The organism is Agrococcus terreus, assembly GCF_014645235.1.
GTDB lineage: Bacteria > Actinomycetota > Actinomycetes > Actinomycetales > Microbacteriaceae > Agrococcus > Agrococcus terreus.
Map to the genome: position 1 here is coordinate 87425 of NZ_BMLM01000001.1, position 18206 is coordinate 105630.

The 18206-nt window shown below is 74.4% G+C and carries 18 protein-coding genes and 1 tRNA gene; 12 read left to right on the forward strand and 7 right to left on the reverse strand.

What is annotated here, in order from left to right:
• Window positions 1-47 precede the first annotated feature (47 nt).
• From IEW90_RS00430 to IEW90_RS00440, 3 genes are all read right to left on the reverse strand, one after another.
• On the reverse strand, window positions 48-815 hold the full coding sequence (locus IEW90_RS00430; protein WP_188714867.1) for a hypothetical protein: 768 nt from the start codon (window positions 813-815) through the stop codon (window positions 48-50).
• Window positions 816-972: 157 nt separating this feature from the next.
• Entirely contained in the window at window positions 973-2469 is a 1497-nt protein-coding gene (locus tag IEW90_RS00435) for an APC family permease (protein ID WP_188714869.1), read from the reverse strand.
• Window positions 2470-2578: 109 nt separating this feature from the next.
• Window positions 2579-3016 carry a VOC family protein gene (locus tag IEW90_RS00440; protein ID WP_188714871.1) on the reverse strand — a complete coding sequence of 146 codons (438 nt, stop codon included), beginning with the start codon at window positions 3014-3016 and terminating at the stop codon, window positions 2579-2581.
• Between the two features lie 80 nt (window positions 3017-3096).
• Here IEW90_RS00440 and IEW90_RS00445 point away from each other — a divergent pair, with 80 nt between their 5' ends.
• Entirely contained in the window at window positions 3097-4119 is a 1023-nt protein-coding gene (locus IEW90_RS00445) for a pirin family protein (RefSeq protein ID WP_188714873.1), read from the forward strand.
• A gap of 33 nt (window positions 4120-4152) precedes the next feature.
• Here IEW90_RS00445 and IEW90_RS00450 read toward each other — a convergent pair whose 3' ends face one another.
• The 3 genes from IEW90_RS00450 to IEW90_RS00460 all read right to left on the reverse strand — a co-directional run bounded on the left by IEW90_RS00450 (window position 4153) and on the right by IEW90_RS00460 (window position 6674).
• Window positions 4153-5055, reverse strand: coding sequence for a hypothetical protein (locus tag IEW90_RS00450; protein ID WP_188714875.1), 903 nt, complete (start codon window positions 5053-5055; stop codon window positions 4153-4155).
• A 9-nt stretch (window positions 5056-5064) separates the two neighbouring features.
• Window positions 5065-5985, reverse strand: coding sequence for a hypothetical protein (locus IEW90_RS00455; RefSeq protein ID WP_188714877.1), 921 nt, complete (start codon window positions 5983-5985; stop codon window positions 5065-5067).
• A 107-nt stretch (window positions 5986-6092) separates the two neighbouring features.
• Window positions 6093-6674: an HhH-GPD-type base excision DNA repair protein gene (locus tag IEW90_RS00460; RefSeq protein ID WP_188714879.1), complete on the reverse strand. Its 582-nt coding sequence runs from the start codon at window positions 6672-6674 to the stop codon at window positions 6093-6095.
• A gap of 230 nt (window positions 6675-6904) precedes the next feature.
• On the opposite strand from IEW90_RS00460, the gene IEW90_RS00465 reads away from it, so the two are divergent.
• The 8 genes from IEW90_RS00465 (at window position 6905) to IEW90_RS00500 (ending at window position 15492) form a co-directional block, all read left to right on the forward strand.
• Entirely contained in the window at window positions 6905-7165 is a 261-nt protein-coding gene (locus IEW90_RS00465; protein ID WP_188714881.1) for a hypothetical protein, read from the forward strand.
• A 70-nt stretch (window positions 7166-7235) separates the two neighbouring features.
• Window positions 7236-8609: a glucose-6-phosphate dehydrogenase gene (locus IEW90_RS00470; protein WP_188714882.1), complete on the forward strand. Its 1374-nt coding sequence runs from the start codon at window positions 7236-7238 to the stop codon at window positions 8607-8609.
• A gap of 90 nt (window positions 8610-8699) precedes the next feature.
• A complete protein-coding gene (locus tag IEW90_RS00475) occupies window positions 8700-9452 on the forward strand; it encodes a DUF3159 domain-containing protein (protein ID WP_229679422.1) in 753 nt (250 codons plus the stop codon).
• 147 nt (window positions 9453-9599) lie between these two features.
• Window positions 9600-10181: a protein-L-isoaspartate O-methyltransferase family protein gene (locus tag IEW90_RS00480; RefSeq protein WP_229679423.1), complete on the forward strand. Its 582-nt coding sequence runs from the start codon at window positions 9600-9602 to the stop codon at window positions 10179-10181.
• A 125-nt stretch (window positions 10182-10306) separates the two neighbouring features.
• The gene (locus IEW90_RS00485; RefSeq protein ID WP_229679424.1) at window positions 10307-11512 is read left to right on the forward strand and encodes a M24 family metallopeptidase; all 1206 of its coding nucleotides are present in this window, start codon (window positions 10307-10309) and stop codon (window positions 11510-11512) included.
• Window positions 11509-12714, forward strand: coding sequence for a M20 family metallopeptidase (locus tag IEW90_RS00490; RefSeq protein ID WP_229679425.1), 1206 nt, complete (start codon window positions 11509-11511; stop codon window positions 12712-12714). The genes IEW90_RS00485 and IEW90_RS00490 overlap by 4 nt, the downstream gene beginning before the upstream one ends.
• A gap of 70 nt (window positions 12715-12784) precedes the next feature.
• Window positions 12785-14209, forward strand: coding sequence for an MFS transporter (locus IEW90_RS00495; RefSeq protein ID WP_188714885.1), 1425 nt, complete (start codon window positions 12785-12787; stop codon window positions 14207-14209).
• Window positions 14210-14319: 110 nt separating this feature from the next.
• Window positions 14320-15492, forward strand: coding sequence for a zinc-dependent alcohol dehydrogenase (locus IEW90_RS00500; RefSeq protein WP_188714887.1), 1173 nt, complete (start codon window positions 14320-14322; stop codon window positions 15490-15492).
• Window positions 15493-15560: 68 nt separating this feature from the next.
• Here IEW90_RS00500 and IEW90_RS00505 read toward each other — a convergent pair.
• Window positions 15561-15644, reverse strand: a tRNA-Leu gene (locus tag IEW90_RS00505).
• A 94-nt stretch (window positions 15645-15738) separates the two neighbouring features.
• Between IEW90_RS00505 and IEW90_RS00510 the strand changes: the two genes are divergently transcribed.
• Genes IEW90_RS00510 through IEW90_RS00520 form a run of 3 tightly spaced genes read left to right on the forward strand, consistent with a single transcriptional unit; the run spans window position 15739 to window position 18199 of the window.
• A complete protein-coding gene (locus IEW90_RS00510) occupies window positions 15739-16416 on the forward strand; it encodes an FHA domain-containing protein (protein ID WP_188714889.1) in 678 nt (225 codons plus the stop codon).
• Window positions 16413-16955 carry an FHA domain-containing protein FhaB/FipA gene (locus tag IEW90_RS00515; protein WP_188714891.1) on the forward strand — a complete coding sequence of 181 codons (543 nt, stop codon included), beginning with the start codon at window positions 16413-16415 and terminating at the stop codon, window positions 16953-16955. The genes IEW90_RS00510 and IEW90_RS00515 overlap by 4 nt, the downstream gene beginning before the upstream one ends.
• A gap of 2 nt (window positions 16956-16957) precedes the next feature.
• Entirely contained in the window at window positions 16958-18199 is a 1242-nt protein-coding gene (locus IEW90_RS00520; RefSeq protein ID WP_188714893.1) for a PP2C family protein-serine/threonine phosphatase, read from the forward strand.
• Window positions 18200-18206 lie beyond the last annotated feature (7 nt).

Sequence of the window (18206 nt, forward strand, 5' to 3'; positions counted from 1 at the left end):
CGGCGCAGGACCGGGTCCAGCAGCGCTCCGGCGCGAGGCGGGCGGGCTCAGCCGGCGTCGATGTCGCCCTGCACGCGCCGGTAGGCCGGGTCGCGCAGCCGTCGCACCCAGTCGTACTGCTCGGTGCCCGGCAGCGGGTGGCGGCCGGCGTCGAAGCGCAGCAGCGCGTCGCGCGGGCCCGGCGCCCGGCGGAGCGTCAGCTCGCCGATGCGGTGCCAGTCGCCGCGCGGGCGCGCCGCGAGGACGGCGAGCCGCCACGGCTGCCGCTCGAGCCGCCGGGCGAGCGCATCCGGCTCGGCGGGGAGGTCGTCGGGCGCGATCGTGCGCGCGGCGAGCAGCACCGGCCCGGTGGGCGTCCGGTACGGCAGGAGCGAGCCCAGCAGCGCCTTCGACGGCGAGCCGTGCGGCACGAGCCCGAACCGCCACGGCCATCCGACGCCCGTCGACGCGAGCTCGAGGTCGGCGGGGCGGCCGCCGCCGTCGAGCCGCACCGCGAGGCCGATCACGTCCGGCAGCGGCGCGGGCACGCCCGCCGAGCGGGAGGCGCGCGCGAGCACCGGCACCGCGTCCGCCGGCTCGTCGAGCCACGGCACGCCCGTCGCGAGGTCGCTGCCGGAGCGCGTCAGCGAGCCGTGCAGCACCACGCCGTGCGGGTGGATGGGATGCGGGCGACGCACGGCCGCGAGCGCCGCGAACCCGGCGCCGAGCGCCCAGCCGATCGCGCGGGCGACCCCCGATCCGGGGCCAGCGCCTGCCGTCCCCCCGGTCGTCGCCCTGGCCGTCCCGCTGCTGCGCCGCTCCCTCGTGTCCCCCATGCGGCGACCCTAGGGGCGCGGTCGGTGCGCGCCGTCCGAGCCCGCTGGACGCGGCCTCCGCGCCCGCACGATCGAGGACCCCTCCGCGCATCCGGGACCCGCTCGTGCGGGTCCTCGATGCGCGGAGGGGTCCCGGATCCGAGGGGCGCCCGCGCGCTCAGCCCTGCGGCGTCACCGCCGGCAGGTCGGTCGCGCCCTCGCGGCCGAGCCGCGAGTGGCGGCGGCCGTAGAGCAGGTAGATGACGATGCCGATCGCGAGCCAGGCGAGGAACCGCACCCACGTGAGCGTCGTGAGGTTGAGCATGAGCCAGAGGCAGAGCCCGGCCGAGAGGATCGGCAGCACGGGCGACCACGGCACGCGGAAGCCGCGCGGCAGATCGGGGCGCGTGCGGCGCAGCACGACCACGGCGATGCTCACGAGCACGAACGCCGAGAGCGTGCCGATGTTGATCATCTCCTCGAGCAGCCCCACCTCGAAGAACGCCGCGACGACGGCGACGACGGCGCCGCCGATGAGCTGGATCCGCACGGGCGTCTTGCGCGCCGAGGTCTTCGACAGCCAGCGCGGCAGGAGGCCGTCGCGCGAGAGCGCGAACACGATGCGCGAGAGGCCGAGCAGCAGCACCATGATCACGGTCGTGAGACCGGCGAGCGCGCCGAGCGAGATGACGGCGGAGGCCCAGTCCTGGCCGACGAGGCGGAAGGCCGTCGCGAGCGACGGCTCCTCCTCGGCCGCGAGGTCGCGGTACGAGACCATGCCGGTCATGACGATCGAGACGAGCACGTAGAGCAGCGAGACGATGCCGAGGCCCAGGAAGATGCCCTTCGGCAGGGTGCGCTGCGGTTCCTTGACCTCCTCGGCGCTCGTCGCGACGACGTCGAAGCCGATGAAGGCGAAGAAGACGAGCGAGGCCGCGGCGAGCAGGCCGAAGACGCCGTACTGCGCGGGGGCCGCGCCCGTCATCCAGGAGAAGAGGGACTGCGTCCACGCATCCGTCGCGCCGCCCTCGGTGGGCACCGCCTCGGGGATGAAGGGCGTGAAGTTCGCCGCCTGCACGAAGAAGAGGCCGACGACGATGACGAACAGCACGATCAGCACCTTGATCACCGTGAAGACGGCGCCGACGCGCGCGGTGAGCTGCGTGCCCGCCACGAGCAGCGCGGTGAAGACGGCGACGATGAGGAACGCCGGCCAGCTGATGGTGAGGCCCGCGAGCTCGATCGTCGGCGCGAACGGCAGCCCGAAGGCCAGCAGCGCCTCGCCGAGGTAGACGCCCCAGTACTTCGCGAGCACGGCGGCGGCGGTGAACATCTCGAGGATGAGGTCCCACGCGATGATCCAGGCGAGCAGCTCGCCCATGGTCGCATAGGTGAACGTGTAGGCGGAGCCGGCGACGGGCACCGTGGAGGCGAACTCGGCGTAGCACATGATCGCCAGTCCGCACGTGACGGCGGCGAGGATGAACGAGACGATGACGCTGGGGCCGGCGAAGTTCGCGGCGGCCTGCGCGCCGACCGAGAAGATGCCGGCGCCGACGGCGACGGCGATGCCCATGAGCGCCAGGTCCCAGGTGCCGAGGGAGCGCTTGAGGCTCCGCTCCGCGTCGTCCGCATCGCGGATGGATGCCTCCACCGACTTCACGCGCCAGTCCATCGCGCCCCTCCTCGTGGGTCCTCGAACGGCCAGGGCGGGCCGCCCGACGGACCATCCTGGCACCGCGTGGATGCCGCGCGGGACCCCCGACCTGCGGCCGCGGCGGCGCTCAGCCGGGCTGCATCGCCTGCGCGAGCATGACGAGGATGCCGCTCGGCCCGCGCAGGTAGGTGAGGCGGTACACGCCCTGGTAGTCGGCGACGCCGCGGAGCGGCGCGCAGCCGTGGCGCGCGGCGAGCGCGAGCGAGGCGTCGATGTCGTCGACCTGCAGCGCCACCCGGTGCATGCCGATCTCGTTCGGGAGCGTCGGCTCGGTCTCGATCGCGTCGGGGTGCAGCTGCTCGAACAGCTCGATGCGCCCCTGGCCGCCGGGCGCCTCGAGCATGGCGATGCGGGCGTGGTTGCCGTCGAGCCCGACCGCGGTGTCGGCCCACTCCCCCGACACCTCGTCGCGGCCGAGCAGCTCGAGGCCCAGGTCGGTGAAGAAGGCGATGGCGGCCTCGAGGTCGCGCACCGCGATGCCGACGTTGTCGATCCGGGTGGTCATGCGCGCACGCTACCGACGCGACGTGCGGGCCACCAGGGCGGCGCCGGACCAGCACGGGCGGCGCGGCGTAGCGTGGGGCCATGAGCAACGACGAGGCGACGATCGTCGAGGACAGCGAGCTGGCTTGCGTCGAGGAGGCGCTCGAGGCGGGCGTCGAGCTGCTGCTGCCCCGCGACGTGCCGCTCGGCGGCCCGCGGGCGATGCCCGTGCAGCGCGTGCTGCCGAACAAGCACCGCCACTTCGTGGGCGCCTGGTGCTTCGCCGACGCGTTCGGCCCGACCGACCTCGGCGGCGGGCCGGGCATGGACGTGCCCCCGCATCCGCACACCGGCCTGCAGACGTGGTCGTGGCTCGTCGACGGCGCGATCGAGCACCGCGACTCGGCCGGCGGCCGGCACACGGTGCGCCCGGGCGGCCTCAACCTCATGACCGCCGGACGCGGCATCGCGCACAGCGAGTACTCGACGCCCGAGACGCGCGTGCTGCACGGCGTGCAGCTGTGGACGGTGCTGCCGCGGGGCGAGCGCGAGCGGGAGCCCTCGTTCGAGGGGCACGACGCGCTGCCGGAGGTCGAGCTCGCGCCGGGCGCGCGCGCGAGCGTGTTCGTGGGCTCGCACGCGGGCGTCACGGCCGCGGTGCCGTCGTTCACGCCGCTGCTCGGCGTCGAGCTGCGGATCGCGGCCGGTGCCGAGGCGCCGCTCGCGCTCGCGCCGGCCTTCGAGCACGGGGTGCTCGCGCTCACCGACGGCGTGCTCGTCGACGACGTGCCCGTGCCCCGCGGCGCGATGGCCTACCTCGACCCGGGCCGCGAGCACGCGGTCGTCACCGGCGCGGCCGTCAGCGGCGAGGCCGACGCGGTCGCGATCCTCCTGGGCGGCGAGCCCTTCGAGGAGGAGATCGTCATGTTCTGGAACTTCGTCGGCACCGACCACGCGACGGTCGCCGAGGCGCGCGAGACGTGGATGCGCGAGCGCGAGGCGGCGGAGGGCGAGCGCGGGCGCTTCGGCACGGTCGTGGACGACGCGAGCGGCTCGCTGCCGAGCCCGCGCATCCCCGACGTCGAGCTGCTGCCGCGCGGCCGCGCGAAGCGGCGCGACCGGTAGCGGCCGGGGCTTCGGCCGCTGGCCCGAGGACGCCTAGGCGGGTTCGGACCCGGCGGCCCGCGGCCGCCCGAGCACGAGCCAGCTCGCGGTCGCGCCGACGGCGGCGGTGAGCAGCCACAGCGGCGCATCGTGGAGCAGCCCGCCGCTGAGGTCGCCGAGGTCGGCGAGCGCCCAGCCCATGACGCCGTGCGCCGCGACGCGGCCGAAGAGGATGAGCGTCGCGGCGCCCAGCATGATGCCGAGCGCGGTCGCCGAGCGCGTGCCGGAGGCCCAGAGGCCTGCCGCCAGCAGCACGGAGCCCACGGCCCAGGCGACGGCGAGCGCGGCGACGAGCGGCACCGCGTGCCCCTCGCCGGCTCGCTCGAGCGCGAGGTGGACCTGCTCGAGCGGCAGCCCGGGCACGAGGCCGAGCGGCACGAGCACGATCCCGTCGGTCGCGACGACGCCGGCCGCTGCCAGCGCGACCGCGAGGCCGAGGAGCGCGCCACGCGGCTCGCGCCGGGTCGCGCGAGCGCGGAGGCCCGCCACGAGCACGCAGCCGGCGACGGCGACGAAGACGAACGGCAGCATCTGCTGGATGCCGCCGCCGACGAACGCGAGCATCCCGGCGAGCGGCGCCGTCAGCAGACCCAGGGCGACCAGCACCGAGCCGCCGAGCCAGTCGCCGAGGCGGCGCGGCTCGGCGCGCACGAGGAGGACAGCCTGCGCGGCGCCGACGACGAGCATCCACAGCGCGGCGAGCGCCGTCGCGAGCGCGACGAGCAGCATCGGTCCGCCGCCGGCCCCCAGCGCGGCGAGGGCGGCCGCGTGCGCGCCGACCAGGCCCGCGACGAGCCAGGCTCGGGCGCTGCGAGCGCGGTCCGCCTGCATGGAGGCGAGCGCGCGCGGATCCTCGGGCGCCGCAAGCGGACGCAGACGATCGAGGAGCCGCGCCATGCTCGGTCCCTACGCCGGGTCCGCGGCGGGTGCCTCGGGGAGGTCCCGGTCGCGGGGACGGCCGAGCAGCAGCCAGCTGGCCGCGGCGGCGAGCGCCGTCGTGAGCAGCCACAGCGGCGCGTCGGCGATCGACATGCCGCCCGAGTAGCCGACGTCGCCGATGCTCATGCCGAGGCCGAACTCGGCGACCGGCCGCGCGACCAGGACGGCGGCGCCGGCGGCGAGCATCCAGCCGAGCGCGGCCCCGTCCTCGACCCCGGCCATCCAGAGCCCGACGGCCAGCAGCGCGGAGGCGACCATCCAGGCGGCCGAGACGTTCACGATCCAGGCGATGCCATGGTCCTCGCCCGATGCCGCGAGCAGGGCGTAGGCCTCGCCGAGCGGGAGGTCGGGCATGAGCGTGGTCGGCATCAGGACCAGCCCATCGATCGCGACGAGCGCGGTGGCCGCGAGCACCGCCGCGAGCCCGAGCAGCGTCGCGCCCGGGGCTCCGCGCAGCCCCGGTCGGCGGACGCCGCGGACGATGAGCGCGATGGCGACCGCCGCCATCGCCAGCGGCAGCATGACGATCGGGATGCCGAGAAAGATGAGCAGCAGGCCGCTGAGCGGCGCGGCCGCGAGGCCGAGCGCGACGAGGATGCCGATGCTCAGCTGCGCGCCGCGCCGGCTCGGCTCGGCCCGCACGAGCAGCACCGACTGCGCGATGCCCATGCCGAGCAGCGCGACCGCGAGCAGCGCGACGCCGATCGCGATCGGCAGCGTCGGCCGGTCGAGCGCGCCGAAGAGCGCCGAGGACGCCGCATGCGCGCCGACGACGCCGGCGAGCAGCCAGGCACGGGAGCTGCGCGCCCGGTCGGCCTGCATCGCGGCGAGGGCGTCCGCATCCTCCGGCGTCGGGAGGGGGCGGAGGCGGTCGAGCAGCGCGGACATGCTCGGACGCTAGGGGATGCGGCTGAGAACCGGGCGGCGGGTCTCGAGACGGCAGCGCCCTGCGGGCGGCGCGGCCTCCTCGACCAGCGGAAGGACGGCGGGGGCGCCTACCCCTTCGCGGCCTTCGCGGCCGCCTTCGCCGCCTGCTTGGCCTTCCGCACCTCGGCGAGCGAGTCGGCGTCGACGATGTCGGCCACCGAGCGCTTCGCGCCCTCCTCGCCGTACGCGCCCGCGGCCTCCCGCCAGCCGGCGCCCTCGAAGCCGCACTGCTTGCCGAGCAGGGCGAGGAAGATGCGCGCCTTCTGCTCGCCGAAGCCCGGCAGCGCCTGCAGCCGCCGCAGCGCCTCCGGCCCGTCGGGCGAGCCCTGGCGCCAGATCGCCGCGGTGTCGCCGCCCCAGTCGTCCACGATCGCCTGCGCGAGCTGCTGCACGCGCTTCGCCATCGATCCCGGGAAGCGGTGCACCGCGGGCTTCTCGGCCATGACGGCCTGGAACGCGTCCGGATCCATCCCGGCGACCTCGGCCGGCTCGAGCCGCCCGATCCGGTCGCGCAGCTTGGCGGGGCCGGCGAACGCGGCCTCCATGGTGATCTGCTGGTCGAGGAGCATGCCCGTGAGCAGGGCGAAGTCGTCCTCCGACAGCAGCGCGTCGGCCGCGGGATCCCCCGAGAGGTGCAGTGCTCGCGTCATGGCCCCAGCCTGGCACGTCGGCCCGCGACCGGCACCACGTGAACGAACCGCCTCCCCGGGTGGTCACGACACCCGGGGAGGCGGCTCTGGGTCGAGGGGACCCGGGGGCCCGGCCCCTCTGGCCTGTGTCCAGTGAAGCATCCCGTAACAGCGTCCGCAATCCCGGAACCGCATGATCGGCGCACCTTCCTCCATGCATCCTCCGAGCATGGCGCTGGGACGATGGAGGCATGCAGACCAAGCGCTCCAACCCGTGGGGCTGGTGGGCGTTCTGGATCGGCCTCCTCGGCCTGATCCTCATGCCCATCCCGCTCTTCGTCGGCCTGATCCTCGGCGGCGGCCTCGCCGCGGTCGCGGCGATCCTCGCCGTCATCGCGCTCTTCAAGTCGCGCCACGCGGGCGGCCGCGGCATCGCCCCCGCCGTCGTCGCGGGCGTCTTCGTGCTCCTCACCTACGGCGGCATCTCGATCGGCGGCGGCGTCATCTGGTGATGCCCCGCACGGCGCCCCGCAGCGGGTGGCGCCCAGCGCGCGTCGACCGGCGCGGTGCCAGACTCGGCGCATGACGAGCCAGCCGGCGACCACCCTGCTCATCCTCGGCGCCTCGGGCGACCTCACCCGGCGCCTCCTGCTGCCGGGCATCGGCACGCTCCTCGCCTCGCAGCCCGAGCGGCGCCTGCAGGTGGTGGGCGCCGACCTCCGCGAGCTCGACGCCGACGACTGGCACGGCCGCGTGCGCGACGCGCTCGCCGAGGGCGGCGCCGGAGCGCCGGCGGCCGACGCCGTGCTCGCGACCACGCGCTACGCGGCAGGCGACGCGACCGACGACGAGGCGCTCCGTGCGCTGCTCGCGAGCATCCCGTGCGACCGGCTCGTCATCTACTTCGCCCTCCCCCCGCACGTCACCGAGCTCGTCTGCGCGGCCCTGGAGCGGATCGGGGTGCCCGGCGGCACGATCCTCGCGATCGAGAAGCCCTTCGGCGACAGCCTCGCCACCGCCCGCGAGCTCAACGCGCTCGTCACCCGGATCGTGCCCGAGGAGCGGGTCTTCCGCATCGACCACATGCTCGGCCTCCACACCGTGCTCAACCTCATCGGCCTCCGCTTCGCCAACCGGCTCATGGAGCCGGTGTGGGACCGCGACGGCATCGAGCGCGTCGAGGTGCTCTACGACGAGACCGTCACGCTCGAGGACCGCGCGGGCTACTACGACCGCAACGGGGCGCTGCGCGACATGATCCAGTCGCACCTGCTGCAGATCATGGCGATGCTCGCGATGGAGCCCATCGCCTCGGTCGGCGAGCGCGACCTGCGCGACGCGGTCGGCCAGGTGCTGCGCGCCGCGCGCGTCGTCGACCCGGTGCGCGACTCCCGCCGGGGGCGCTACGCCGCGGGCGACATCGACGGCCGCGCCGTGCCCGACTACACCGCCGAGCAGGGCGTCGACCCGGCGCGCGGCACCGAGACGATCGCCGAGATCGAGGTGGCGATCGACAACCAGCGCTGGGCGGGCGTGCCCTTCGTGCTGCGCTCGGGCAAGTCGCTCGGCGAGGTGCGCAAGCGCGCCGTGATCCACTGGCGCGCCCCCGCGCACGTGCCGAGCGGGATGCACGGCCGCGACACCCCCGACAAGCTCGTCATCGACTTCAAGCCCGACGGCTTCGAGCTGCACCTCACCACGAACGGCAAGGGCGACCCGTTCACGCTCGAGCAGACGGTGCTGCGGGGCGAGCTCGGCGGCGCGCACCTGCTCCCCTACGGCGAGGTGCTCGCGTCGATCCTCGACGGCGACCCGCGGCTCGCGGTCCGCGGCGACGCGGCCGAGGAGTGCTGGCGCATCGTCGAGCCGGTGCTCGAGGCGTGGCGCCGCGACGACGTGCCGATGGCGTCCTACCCGGCGGGCTCGACGGGCCCGGAGGGCTGGGCGACGAGCTGAGGTCGCAAACCGCGCCGCGCGCGCCTCGATGAGGTCCCGGAGGCCGCCTCCGCCTGGGCGCGGCGGCGGCGGTAAGGGTATCCTTACCTGGTGCGCCGACCCCCTGCCGAGAGCCCCGCTCCCGTGGACGGCGCCCGCTTCGACGCCGACGGCGACCCGACGCGCGAGGAGTCGCTCTCGCGCCTGCTCGGCGGCGGGAGGACGGCGCTCGAGGCGTCGATCCCGCCGATCGCGTTCCTCGCGGCGTGGCTCGCGAGCGGCGGCGCGCTCTCCGTCGCGGTCGGGTGGTCGATCGCCGCGAGCGCCGCGCTCGTCGTCGTCGCGCTCGTGCAGCGGCGGCGCCCGCGCGCAGCCCTCATCGGGATGCTCGCGACCGCCGTGGCGGCGATGGTCGCCTACTACACGGGCGACGCGCGCGACTTCTTCCTCATCCAGCTGCTCTCGAACGCGGCGAGCGCGCTCGCCTGGGCGATCTCGATCCTCGTGCGGTGGCCGCTGCTCGGCGTCATCGTCGGCGGCCTCATCGGCACGCGCACGCGCTGGCGGCGCGACCCGGCGCTCCTGCGCGCCTACGCCCGCGCCTCTTGGATCTGGGTGCTGCAGTACGTCGTGCGGGTCGTCGTCTTCACGGCGCTGTGGTGGCTCGACGAGCCGACCTGGCTCGCCGTCATGCGCGCGGCGCTCACCTATCCGCTCGTCATCGCCTGCGTGGCGGCCTCGGGATGGGTGCTCTTCGCCGCGATCCCGAAGGGCCACCCGGGCGTCCGCAAGCCGCAGGCGCCCGAGGAGGGCCGCGCGGCCCACCCGTCCGCCGCACCCGACACGCCCGCGGATCCAGCCTGATCCGTTGACCCGGCCCTGAGCCGGGCGTAGGGTCGCAGCCAAGCCAAGCGGTGCGGACCGACCAGGCGCCTTCACCAGCACTTGCGACTCGAAGCAAGCGTCTCTGAGCCAGTCCGCACCGCTTCTCACGTCCGCGGGAGGTGCGCGGTGCACGAGCTGCCGGTCGAACCGGGCGTCGTCGAGCGCGTCGCCAGCGCCATGGCGACCGTGCCGCGCCCGGGGTTCCTGCCACCCTCCGTCCGCCACCTCGCCGGCGCCGACCTGCCTGTCGGGATCGGCTGGGACGCGACCTGCTCGCAGCCGTCGACGGTCGCGCGCATGCTCGTGCTGCTCGACGCCCGCGCCGGGCACCGCGTGCTCGACGTCGGCTCCGGCAGCGGCTGGACCACGGCCATCCTCGCGACCCTCGGCGCCGCGGTGACGGGCGTCGAGCTCGTGCCGCAGCTCGTGGAGATGGGTAGGGCGCACCTGCGCGACGCGGGCGTCGACGCGGCGATCGAGCAGGCCGCGCCGGGCGTGCTCGGCCTGCCCTCGCTCGCGCCCTTCGACCGCATCCTCGTCTCGGCCGACCTCGGCCGCATGCCCGACGCCCTCGTCGACCAGCTCGCGCCCGGCGGCCGGCTCGTCGCGCCGGTCGCGGGCTCGATGGTGGTCGTCGACGTCGTCGACGGGTCGCCCGAGGTGCGCATCGACGGCACCGGCTACGCCTTCGTGCCGCTCCGCGACTGACCGCGCCGGCGGCCGCCGCCCCGCCGCCCCGCTCCGCCCTGCCCCCAGCGCCGCGGCGTAGGGTTGCCCGCACGGGCACACGGACAGGCACGGGCAGGCACGAGCAGGCACGAGGGGGCGGCGCGGTGACGGACGAGCGGATGCGCGAGGACGAGGGCCGGATCGGCGACGCGGAGCTCGCCCAGCGCCTCGAGCGCACGCGCGACCGGATGCGGCACGCGGGCCTCGACGGCCTCGTCGTCGTGGATCCCGCGAACCTCCACTACCTCACCGGCTACGACGCATGGTCGTTCTACATGCCGCAGCTGCTGTTCGTGCCGCTCGAGGGCGAGCCGCTGCTCATCATGCGGCAGATGGACGCGGGCGGCGCGCACCGCACCGCGCGCACGCCGCGCGAGCGCATCCTCGGCTACCCCGAGGCCCTCGTGCACCGCCGCGACGTGCACCCCTTCGACTGGGCCGCGGAGCAGCTGCACGCGCACGGCTTCGGCGGCCGCGGGCGCATCGGCTACGAGGCGGAGGCGCACTTCCTGTCGGTGCGCTCGTTCCACGCGCTCGAGCGCGGCCTGCCCGAGTGGACGCTCGTCGACTGCCGCGACCTCGTCAACTGGGTGCGGCTCGTGAAGAGCCCCGCGGAGCTCGTGCTGCTGCGCCGCGCGGGCCTCGTCGCGAGCGCCGCGATGCGCGCGGGCATCGACGCCGTCGCCGCGGGCGCGCGGCAGAACGACGTCGCCGCGGCGATCCAGCACGCGCAGGCCACGGGCGTCGAGGGCGCCGACGGCGACTACCCGGCGATCGTGCCGATGCTGCCCACGGGCGAGTCGGCCGACACCCCGCACATGACCTGGAGCGCGCGCCGGCTCGGCGCCGGCGAGGCCGTCTCGATCGAGCTGGCCGGCGCGCACCGCCGCTACCACGCGCCGCTCGCGCGCACGATCTCGCTCGGCGTGCCCGACGACCGCCTCCGGGAGCTCGCCGACATCACCGCCGAGGGCCTCCAGCTCGTGCTCGACGGCCTGCGGCCCGGCCGCGCCGTGGCCGAGGTGCACGCGCTGTGGCGCGACCACATCGCCGCCCACGGCATCGAGAAGCCGAGCCGACTCGGGTACTCGATCGGCATCGGCTACCCGCCCGACTGGGGCGAGCGCACCGTCTCGATCCGCGGCGACGACGAGACCGTGCTCGAGCCCGGCATGGCCTTCCACGTCATCGCCGGCATGTGGATGTCGGGCTACGGCTGCGAGCTGAGCGAATCGGTCGCGCTCCACGACGGCGGCGTCGAGGTGCTCACCGACGCGCCGCGCGAGCTCATCGTGCGGGAGGGCGCGTGAGCGCCGGCGCGGCGTCCGGCCAGGCGGCGGCCGTCGAGGCGGCGCTCGCCCTCGTCGACGGCGCGACGATCGTCGCCGACGCCTCCGCGCTCATCCTCGCCGCGAGCGAGAACCCCGGCGGCACCGAGCTGGCGGCGGTCCGGATGCTCGAGACGATCGCCTCGCGCCTCGGCGGCCGCAGCCGCCGGCAGCTCGTCGCGCCCGGCCGCCCCAACCTCTCGGTGCGCTTCGGGCCCGATCCGAGCGCGGAGGCGCCCGGCGTGCTCGTGCTCGGCCACAGCGACGTCGTGCCCGCGGGCGATGGCTGGCACGCCGACCCCTTCAGCCCGCGCGTCGCCGACGGCTGGCTCACGGGCCGCGGCGCCACCGACATGAAGGGCGGCCTGGCCGCCGCGCTGCAGGCGCTCGCCGCCGTGCACCGCGCGCGCCCCGAGCTGCCGCTCGAGCTGCTCGTCACGGTCGACGAGGAGGACCTCGCCACCGGCGTGCAGGCGCACCTGGGTGAGCCGCCCTCCCACTACCGGGCCTGCATCGTCGCCGAGCCGACCGACCTCGCCGTCGTCATCGCCTGCCGCGGCGCCGCGAACCTGCAGGTCGACGTCGCAGGCCGCGCAGCGCACGCCGGACGGCCCGAGGACGGCGCGAGCGCCATCACCACCGCCGCGCGCATCGCGACCTGGATCGCCGACGACCACGCGCGGCTCCGCGCCGGCGCCTTCGGCCTGCTCGGCTCCGCCACCTGGAGCGTCGGCCGCATCGAGGGCGGCCACGGCACCTCGATCGTGCCCGACCGCTGCACGCTGCTCGTCGACCGGCGGCTCATGCCGGGCGAGACGGGCGCGGAGGCGCTCGCCCAGCTCGAGGCCGGCATCGCCGACGCGCTCGGCGACGGCGGCTGCACCGCGAGCGCCGCGCTCCTCATGGAGATGCCCGGCTTCGAGACCGCGCCCGGGCATCCGCTCGTGGCCGCCGCGGTCGACGCGCTCGCCGCGGAGGGCCGCGAGGCGCCCGTCGAGGCGTGGACCGCGGCGTGCGAGGGCGGCTTCATCGCCCGCCACCACGGCTGCCCGACGGTCATCCTCGGCCCGGGCGACATCACCGGCCAGGCCCACCAGCCCGACGAGCGCGTGCGCATCGACGACCTCGAGGCCGCCGCGCGCGCCTACGTCCGCATGGCCCTCGCCCTCCACGACGCCGGCTGAGCCGCACGCCACACCGACCCCATCCCGCATCCCTGCACGACGCACGACCCCGACACCGGAAGGTACGGCCATGACCGAGCAGCACGCCCCCGCAGCCCCCGACGGGGGCCTCCCGCCCATCACCCGCGAGCACGACCTCTCGCCCATCCAGCGCAAGACCGTGAAGAAGTCCGTCATGGGCGCGATGGCCGGCAACGCCATCGAGTGGTTCGACTACGGCATCTACGGCTACCTGGCCGTGCACCTCTCGAACCAGATCTTCGGCGGCACCGAGGACGCCATCCTCTGGACGCTCTTCGGCTTCGCGATCTCGTTCCTCGTGCGCCCCCTCGGCGGCGCGATCCTCGGCCCGCTCGGCGACCGCATCGGGCGCCAGAAGGTGCTCGTCTTCACCATCCTGATGATCTCGCTCGCCACCGCGGCGATCGGCCTCATCCCCACCTACGAGCAGGCGGGCTGGCTCGCGCCGGCGCTGCTGTTCCTGCTGCGCATCATCCAGGGCTTCTCTGCCGGCGGCGAGTACGCCGGCGCCGCGGTCTACATGGCCGAGCACGCGCCCGACGACCGCCGCGGCTTCTGGGGCTCGTTCCTCGAGTTCGGCACCCTGCTCGGCTTCTCGGCCGCAGCGATCCTCGTCACCGCGATGGAGACGATCCTGGGCCCGGATGCGATGGAGGCCGGCTGGTGGCGCCTGCCGTTCCTGCTCACCCTGCCGCTCGGCCTCGTCGCCCTCGCGATGCGCGCCCGCCTCCACGACCCGGAGACCTTCACCGAGGCGAAGCAGCAGGACACCCGCACGAGCGCCTGGCAGACGCTGCGCGACCTCGTCACCCAGCAGCCGAAGCAGCTGCTGAAGATCATGGGCATCACGATCCTCATCAACACGGCCTTCTACCTCGTGCTGACCTACATGCCCACGTTCCTCACCACCTCGCTCGACATGGATGCGACGCAGGCGGGCCTCATGCTCGTCGGCGTCCAGCTCGTGATGATGGCGGTGATCGTGCCGCTCGGCGCGCTCACCGACCGGATCGGCAGGCGGCCGCTGCTGCTCACCGCGGCCATCGGCTTCACGCTGTTCTCGGTGCCCGCGATCATGCTGCTCAACACGGGCGTCGTCGCGCTGCAGGTGCTGGGTCTCGCGATCTTCGGCCTGTTCCTCGTCATGCTGCTGTGCAACATCTCGGCCTCGCTGCCGGCGCTGTTCCCCACGACCGTCCGCTACGCGGGCTTCGCGCTCGGCTACAACGTCGCCACGTCGCTGCTCGGCGGGCCCGCGGGCCTCATCAACGAGGCGCTCATCGACAGCACGGGCTCGACGCTGGTGCCGGGCTTCTACATGACGGTCGCCGGCATCATCGGCCTCGTCGCGATCCTCACCTTCAACGAGACGGCCGGCCGGAGCCTCCGCGGCGACCGCGTGCCGGGCGACGACGACCGCGACCGGATCGCCGTGGGCGAGACGCTCATCGGGAAGGTCACCAAGGAGCGGTGAGCGCCGAGGAGTCCGGGCCGGGCGGTCAGGCGGTGCGCGCGGTGCGCGTCCCCTGACCGTCCGATCCGAATGCGGCCCACCTTGTCCCCCACCTGCGTACGTTGGGGGACATGCGAGCACTCACCTGGCAGGGCAAGCGGAACGTCACGATCGAGGAGGTCCCGGATCCTCGCATCCAGGAGCCGACCGACGCGATCGTCCGGATCACGTCGACCGCGATCTGCGGCTCCGACCTCCACCTGTACGAGCTCTTCGCGCCGTTCCTCGCGAAGGGCGACATCCTGGGCCACGAGCCGATGGGCATCGTCGAGGAGGTGGGCTCGGCCGTCGAGGGCCTCCTGCCCGGCGACCGCGTCGTCATCCCCTTCGTCATCGCGTGCGGCGACTGCTTCATGTGCGCGCGGGGCCTCACGACGCAGTGCGAGACCACGCAGAACCGCGACACCGGATCCGGTGCGAGCCTCTACGGCTACACGTCGCTCTACGGCTCGGTGCCGGGCGGCCAGGCCGAGCGGCTGCGCGTGCCGCTGGCCGACTTCAACGCGACGAAGGTCGGCAGCGCGCTGCCCGACGACCGCTACCTCTTCCTCTCCGACATCCTCCCCACCGCCTGGCAGGGCGTCGCCTACGCCGACGTGCCCGAGGGCGGCACGCTCGGCGTCATGGGCCTCGGCCCCGTCGGCCAGTTCGCGGCGCGCATCGGCCGGCACCTCGGCCACCGCGTCATCGCGGTCGAGCCGGTGCCGGAGCGGCGCGCCATGGCCGAGCGGTACGGCGTCGAGACCCTCGACATGCCGGATGCGCTCGACGCGCTCCGCGACCTCACCGACGGCCGCGGGCCGGATGCGATCGTCGACGCCGTCGGCATGGAGGCGCACGGCGCGCCCGGCACGGCTGCGGCGCAGGCGGTGGTCGGCGCGCTCCCCGACGCGCTCGCGAAGCCGATGATGCAGCACGCGGGGCTCGACCGGCTCACCGCGCTGCACACGGCGTTCGACGCGGTGCGCCGCGGCGGCACCGTCTCGCTGAGCGGCGTCTACGTGGGCAGCGCCGACCCGATGCCGATGATGACCCTCTTCGACAAGCAGATCGCGATCCGGATGGGCCAGTGCAACGTGCAGACGTGGCGCGACGCGCTGCTGCCCCTCGTCGAGGACGAGGCCGACCCGCTCGGCACCGCTGACCTCACGACGCACCGCGTGCCGCTCGAGCAGGGCCCGGAGCTCTACGAGACGTTCCAGAAGAAGGAGGACGGCTGCATCAAGGTGGTGCTCGAGCCCTAGCGCGCCCGGCCGCAAGATTCGGCCACAGACGTGGAACGGCCCCGGGGGTGGAGCCCCGGGGCCGATCGTGCGCGAGGGGGGACTTGAACCCCCACGTCCGTACGGACACTGGCACCTGAAGCCAGCGCGTCTGCCAATTCCGCCACTCGCGCGAGACCCGGCGCAGGCCGGGCAACCCCACGAGAATATCAGGTCTCAAGTCCGGCCGGGTACGCTGGTGCGGCTGAAGGGAGGTGACGGTCACCCATGGGATTCCTCGATTCGATCGAGCGCGGCCTCGAGAAGGCGGTGAACGGCGCCTTCGCGAAGACGTTCCGCTCCGGCGTGGAGCCGGTCGAGATCGCGAGCGCGCTGAAGCGCGAGCTCGACACGAGCGCGACCGTCGTGTCGCGCGACCGCATCCTCGTGCCGAACCGCCTCACGGTGCGGCTCGCGCCCGCCGACCACCAGCGGCTGCGCCGGCTCGGCGACGCCCTGCTGGAGGAGCTCTCGGGCACCGTGCAGGGCCACGCGCGCAGCTCGGGCTACTCGTTCCCCGGCCCCATCGACCTCGCGCTCGAGGCCGACGAGGGCCTCTCGACGGGCATGCTCGAGATCGACGCCGACACCGAGGCCGGCGAGGTCGTGTGGACCGCCGTCGTCGACATCAAGGGCCGGCGCCACACGCTGCGCCGCGGCCGCACGATCATCGGCCGCGGCTCCGACGCCGACATCACCGTCGACGACGCGGGCGCCAGCCGCAAGCACGCCGAGATCATCTGGGACGGCACCCGCGCCCAGGTGAGCGACCTCGGCTCCACGAACGGCACGACCCTCAACGGCAGGACGCTGAAGACCGCCCTGCTCGAGCCCGACTCCATCATCGACATCGGCGCCACCCGCATCGTCTACCGCGTGCTCGCGCAGTCCAAGGAGCGCTCGTGAGCGAGCTGACCCTCATCATCATCAGGATCGGCTTCCTCGCCCTCCTGTGGCTGTTCATCTTCATCGTCCTGTACTCGCTGCGCAGCGACCTCTTCGGGCCGCGCCTCACGCAGCTCCAGCAGGTGGCGGTGCAGAGCCAGCGCTCGCGGAGCGCCGGCACCACCGGGACCACGGCTCCGGCGCCCGCCGCCGCGGCCTCCGACACCCCGACGACGATCACCGAACGGGCCGCGCCCGCCGGCGGCGGCCTCGCGCGTCGCATCGTCGTCACCTCGGGCCCCAAGACCGGGCTCGAGCTCGACCTGCCGGAGACCGGGCTCACGATCGGGCGCTCGAGCGGCTCGGGCCTGCAGATCAAGGACGACTACACCTCCGGCTCGCACGCGAAGATCGTGCGCTGGCGCGACCAGTGGATGGTGCAGGACCAGGGATCCACCAACGGCACCTTCGTCGACGGCAAGCGCGTGTCCGAGGCCACGCCCGTGCGCGTCGGCAGCTCGATCCGCATCGGCACGACGACGTTCGAGCTGAGGCGCTGAGCTTGAGCGCGCCCCTCGCCGCGGCGATCAGCCACGTCGGTCGCATCCGCACGGAGAACCAGGACTCCGGCTACGCGGGCGCGCACCTGTGGTTCGTCGCCGACGGCATGGGCGGGCACGCGGGCGGCGACGTCGCGAGCGCGATCGTCACCCGCCGCGCGCGCGAGGCCGACCGCGAGTACGCGACGGCCGAGGAGGCCGCCCAGGCGCTCGCCGAGGCGCTGCGGGCGGGCAACGACGCGCTCCAGCAGGCGATGGTCGAGCACCCCGAGCTCTCCGGCATGGGCACGACCGGCTCCGGCATCATCCGGGTCGGCGACCGGATGGCCATCGCCCACATCGGCGACAGCCGCATCTACCGCTACCGGGTGGGCGCGCTCGAGCAGATCTCGACCGACCACACCTTCGTCCAGAAGCTCGTCGAGGCCGGCCGCATCACGCGCGAGGAGGCCGAGCACCACCCGCGGCGCAACGTCGTCATGCGCGTGCTCGGCAACGTCGAGACGAACCCCGAGATCGACACCGCGGTCGAGCAGGCGCTGCCCGGCGACCGCTGGCTCGTCTGCTCCGACGGGCTCTCGAGCTACGTCGACGAGGAGCGCATCCGCGCGATCCTCGAGCAGGGCCTCGACACGCCCTCCACGGTGCAGCGCCTCGTCAACGAGTCGCTCTCGCGCGGCGCCCCCGACAACGTCACGGTCGTCCTGTGCGACGTCGACGACGTGCTGCCCTCGTCGATCGAGCCCACGACGGTCGGTGCCGCCGCCGCCCCGATCAGCTACGAGGCCGTCGAGCCCGAACGCACCTCGGTGAGCCTCTCGCAGCTCATCCTGCACCCGCGCCAGGCGCGGCAGCAGCCCGCGTTCGAGCACTTCGAGCCCGAGAGCGAGGAGTTCCTGCAGGAGCTGCTCGCCGAGCAGCGCCGCATGCGCCGCAACCGCCGCCTCAGCTGGGGCGCGGGCGCCGCGCTGGCGATCGTCGGCATCGTGCTGCTCTCCACCGTCTTCTACCAGTGGACCCAGGACCGCTACTTCGTCGGCGTCAACGAGGCCGGCAACGTCGCGATCTACCAGGGCATCCAGCAGCAGATCGGGCCGTTCGGCCTCTCGACGGAGGTCGAGGAGACCGGCATCGCCGCCGACGAGCTGACGCCCTTCAACCGGCGGAACGTCGAGCAGACGATCTCCGCCGACTCGCTCACGGCCGCGCAGGCCATCGTCGACCGGCTGGAGGGATCGCCGTGACCCAGGC